Annotated in this window: 4 protein-coding genes and 1 pseudogene; 1 reads left to right on the forward strand and 4 read right to left on the reverse strand. The window is 63.5% G+C overall.

The window, feature by feature from the left end; all coding sequences use genetic code 11:
- Positions 1 to 100: 100 nt before the first annotated feature.
- Positions 101 to 718: an MOSC domain-containing protein gene (locus tag EN925_RS26230; RefSeq protein ID WP_127369585.1), complete on the reverse strand. Its 618-nt coding sequence runs from the start codon at positions 716 to 718 to the stop codon at positions 101 to 103.
- A gap of 197 nt (positions 719 to 915) precedes the next feature.
- Here EN925_RS26230 and EN925_RS26235 point away from each other — a divergent pair, with 197 nt between their 5' ends.
- A complete protein-coding gene (locus tag EN925_RS26235; RefSeq protein ID WP_127369584.1) occupies positions 916 to 1,482 on the forward strand; it encodes an isoprenylcysteine carboxylmethyltransferase family protein in 567 nt (188 codons plus the stop codon).
- A 10-nt stretch (positions 1,483 to 1,492) separates the two neighbouring features.
- On the opposite strand, the gene EN925_RS26240 is transcribed toward EN925_RS26235, so the two are convergent.
- From EN925_RS26240 to EN925_RS26250, 3 genes and pseudogenes are all read right to left on the reverse strand, one after another.
- Complete coding sequence (locus tag EN925_RS26240) at positions 1,493 to 2,614, reverse strand: beta-ketoacyl-ACP synthase III (RefSeq protein ID WP_127385618.1); 1,122 nt, start codon at positions 2,612 to 2,614, stop codon at positions 1,493 to 1,495.
- Between the two features lie 142 nt (positions 2,615 to 2,756).
- Positions 2,757 to 3,524, reverse strand: a complete 768-nt coding sequence (gene tam, locus EN925_RS26245) for a trans-aconitate 2-methyltransferase (protein ID WP_127369966.1) — start codon at positions 3,522 to 3,524, stop codon at positions 2,757 to 2,759.
- Between the two features lie 43 nt (positions 3,525 to 3,567).
- A pseudogene (locus EN925_RS26250) lies at positions 3,568 to 3,999 on the reverse strand (ATP-binding cassette domain-containing protein); the annotation flags it as partial.

A 3,999-nucleotide genomic window follows, 5' to 3' on the forward strand; every position in this document is an offset into this window, starting at 1 on the left:
AAGACGACGTTTCCATCATGGCGCAAGGCGTGAAGAAGAACCGCAAGGGCTGAAGTCCAGCGCTTTTGCTGCGCCGCTCCATGGGCGGCGTAGCCGGCCCTCAGGCTTGATAAATCCACTGCTCCGGCACGCGCAGCGATATCTCTTCGCCTGCCCTAACCGTGCCTGGCTTCTCTACCCAGGCGACAATGCCGCGCAGCCGCTTCGCCGCTTTCGGGAACAGCAGCGCGCCGGCTTCGACGTCGGCCATTCCGGCGTTTTCGGCGATCGACCGGCCGGCGATGCGGCACGGGCCGTTCTGTGCGTCGACCTTGATGGTGACGCCGCCCTTGAAGAACAGCAGCGTGCCGGCCGGCAGCATGGAGAGGTTCGGCACCCCTTCCATCACCAGATTGGCGCCGATCCATTCCGGCTTGATCTCGGCCAGGCCCATGCGCTCGGCGACGATGGCGAGTTCATCCGCTGCCACGATCGACAGCTGCCGTTCGTTGCGCATTTCAGTGCCGCGCGGATACCAGGGCTCGCGCCCGCCCGAGCGCCGCGTCGGTCCAGCATGGAAATCGCCTGATATGCCGTCGAAACCCAGCCGCAATTCGTCCACCGGGCGCGTCTGAAAATGATCCGCCGGCGCCACGTAAAGCGCTGCCGCCCTGGCGGCAAGCTTTCGCGCGGCGATGATTTCAACCGGCTTTTCAGCCTCGGGGAAGAGATCCGGCATGGCGTTCTTTCCATTCGTCATCCAGCGAGTTAGCCGGGCGCGCTTCGCGGCGTCCAGTCGAAAGTGCTGATCGTCCGATCAACAGCACCGATAGGATCGCGATCACGCTTTTCTTACCTGTCATCGATCTCGCACCACATTGCCGGCGCGCGGTGCCGGTTTCATAGTGACGTCCAGACGGTTTGCGGAGGCTGATCATGCGACCTGTGACGGCAATCACGTTGCTTTGGTTGATCTGGGCAGGAAGCTGGGCCGTCGCCGCTTTGTGGTCCGACCCTGCCCAGAAGCGCGCCGGGTTCAAGGCGGAGGCCCGCTATCGGGGTCTCTGGGTAGCCGGCGCGGTGCTGCTGTTCATTCCGGCGCACGGCTATGAAGGCCGGCTCAGGCTGTGGATGCCTGATCTCCCCGAAGCCTGGATCTGTGTCGCCCTGATCGCCATCGGCATCGCCTTTGCCTGGTGGGCGCGCCTGCATCTTGGCAGGCTGTGGTCGGGCACCATCACCGCCAAGGCCGGGCACCGTGTCGTCAACACCGGCCCGTATGGCCTTGTCCGGCATCCGATCTACACCGGATTGCTGCTGGCGATCCTCGCCACCATGGCAGCCAAGGGCACCATCTGGGGCATAGCCGGAACCGCGCTGCTCATCATCGGCATCGTGACGAAAGCCAGGCTGGAAGAAAATTTCCTGCGCGGCGAACTGGGCAGCGCCTATGACGACTATGCCGCGCGCGTTCCGATGCTGGTGCCGTTCGCACCAGCCTGACGCGGCAGCCTCAAAGCATTCTCAGCAGCGCGCCGCCGATCGAGTACCCCGCGCCGAAGGCGCAGATCAGACCGAAATCGCCCGGCTTCATATCGGCGTGGTTCTCCGACAGCGCGACGATGGCCCCGGCGCCCGCCGTGTTGCCCAGCCGCTCCAGCACCATTGGCGCGCGGTCGTGATCGACCTCGTGGCCGAACGACAGCTTCAGGATCATCGCATTCATCCGCGCATTGGCCTGATGCAGCCAGAAGCGCCTGATCGCCTGTGGCGTCAGCCCGTGCTCGGCGAGGAATTCGACGATGAATTTCTGCCCGGCGACGGTGACTTCCTTGAACACCTTGTTGCCGACCTGCTTGATCAGATTGCCTTCCAGATTGATCATGTAAGGATCATCCTGGGCGGTGCGGGTATGGTAGCCCAGATTGGTGCGGATGTTGTTCGACATCTGCGTCCAGATGCGCGTGTCGAGCACCTCGAAGCGCCCCGGCCGCTTGTCGCCCTTGGCCAGGCCTTCGAGCACCATCGACACCGAAGCGTCGCCGAAAATGAAATGCGTCTGCCGGTCGCGAAAATTGAGATGGCCGGTGATGATCTCGGGCGTCGTCACCAGAATGCGCTTGTGCGCGCCGGACCGCACCAAATTGACGGCGATGTGCAAGGCCGCCGCCGCCGAAGAACAGCCGAGCCCCATGTCGAAGCCTGCGCCCTTCGTGCCCAGCGCCTCCTGCATTTCGATGGCGATCGCCGGATAGGGCCGCTGGTGATGCGAGGCCGAGCAGATCACCAGGTCTATATCCGACGGCTGTAGTCCCGCATGCTCGAGAGCCTTCTTTGCCGAGGCGATGCCGAACTCGGCTTCGAGCGACAGCGCATCGTCGGGCCGAGCCGGAATGCGCGGCGACATGCGGGTCGGGTCGAGAATGCCTTCGCGCTCGATGACATGACGGGTGCGCACGCCCGAAGCGTGGACGATGAAGTCGCTATCCGATTTCGCCAGCGGCGGCTCGTCGGTGCCCAGGCGGCGCGCATTCTCCGCGTCGACCCAGGCATTGAAGCTGGCCACCAGCTCTTCATTGGTGATTGTGGCTTCAGGGATTTCAACGCCGATGCCGCTGATGATGACGCGATGCATGTCCAGTCCGTCCCATCCGCAGGCGTTGCGGGCTTCATGTGGGCGCCGGAACGCTCCGGCGCAACAGTTTTCTCACCGCGGCGGTTTACGCCGGCTTAAACCAAAGGTTTAGGCCGGACTGGTCCTCGTGCAACGTGGATAATCAGGCCCGCTTGGCAACGATGAAGATGCGTGGAAAGCGCAAAAGCACCTTACCGCTAGCCGTTTTCGGATAGGCCTTGGCGATCTTGGCCGTGTAGCTTTCGAGGAACATCGCCCGTTCGTCGGAATCCAGCGGATCGAGGAACGGTTTCAGGCCCGTCGACTTCACCCATTCGACGATCGCCTGCGCGTCGGCAAGCGGGTGGTTGTAGATGGTATGCCAGATATCCAGCCGATCACTGAGCGGCGACAGGAGGTCATAGTAGGACGACACCGGCGGCAACGGCCCGCGTGCCGCGCCCTTGAGCTTTTCGGCAAACGGCAATTCGGCGGCGGTCTCGCGCATCAGGCGGTGGGAGTCCTCGCCCAGATTGTCGGGCATCTGGACGGCAAGCGCGCCGCCTGGCGCGAGGAAACCCATCAGCCGCTGGAAGACTGCGGGATGCTCGGGCAGCCACTGGAACACCGCATTGGCGAAGATCACGTCGACCGGCTCCGCCGGCTGCCATGTGGAGGCATCGGCCAGATCAAAGGTGACCTCGGGCAAGCGAGCCCGCGCCTTCTCGATCATGTCGGGCGAAGTGTCGAAGCCGCTCACCCCAGCATCCGGCCAGCGCCCGACGAGCAGTTCGGTCGAGTTGCCAGGCCCGCAGCCGATGTCGACGACCCGGCGCGGAAAGTCGACGGGCACCTGCGCCACAAGATCCCGCGCGGGCCGCGTGCGTTCGTCCTCGAATTTCAGATATTGGGCGGCGGACCAATCAGCCATTTGAGCTCCTCATGCCGGTTGAGATCGCCGCCCGGAAAACCCCTTACCGCGTCAGCCTCTTGTAGGTCATGCGGTGCGGGTTGACGGCATCTGGCCCGAGGCGGCGGATCTTGTCCTGCTCGTAATCCTCGAAATTGCCCTCGAACCATTCGACATGGCTGTCGCCCTCGAAGGCGAGGATATGCGTCGCCAGGCGGTCGAGGAACATGCGATCGTGGGAGATGATGACCGCGCAGCCACCGAAATTTTCCAGCGCGTCTTCGAGCGCGGCCAGCGTTTCGGTGTCGAGATCGTTGGTCGGTTCGTCGAGCAGCAGCACATTGCCGCCGGTCTTCAACATCTTGGCCAAATGCACGCGGTTGCGCTGGCCGCCGGAGAGGTTGCCGACCTTCTGCTGCTGGTCGCCGCCACGGAAGTTGAACGACGCGCAATAGGCGCGCGTGTTGGCCTCGAACTAGCAGAGCTTAACCAAGGC

This window comes from Mesorhizobium sp. M7A.F.Ca.US.006.04.2.1 (assembly GCF_004022915.1).
Classification (GTDB): Bacteria; Pseudomonadota; Alphaproteobacteria; order Rhizobiales; family Rhizobiaceae; genus Mesorhizobium; species Mesorhizobium ciceri.

Excerpts from the sequence above, each read along its gene's own strand:
- EN925_RS26230 (WP_127369585.1), bottom strand. The coding sequence starts at position 718 with ATGCCGGATCTCTTCCCCGAGGCTGAAAAGCCGGTTGAAATCATCGCC.
- EN925_RS26235 (WP_127369584.1), top strand. The coding sequence starts at position 916 with ATGCGACCTGTGACGGCAATCACGTTGCTTTGGTTGATCTGGGCAGGA.
- EN925_RS26240 (WP_127385618.1), bottom strand. The coding sequence starts at position 2,614 with ATGCATCGCGTCATCATCAGCGGCATCGGCGTTGAAATCCCTGAAGCC.
- tam (WP_127369966.1), bottom strand. The coding sequence starts at position 3,524 with ATGGCTGATTGGTCCGCCGCCCAATATCTGAAATTCGAGGACGAACGC.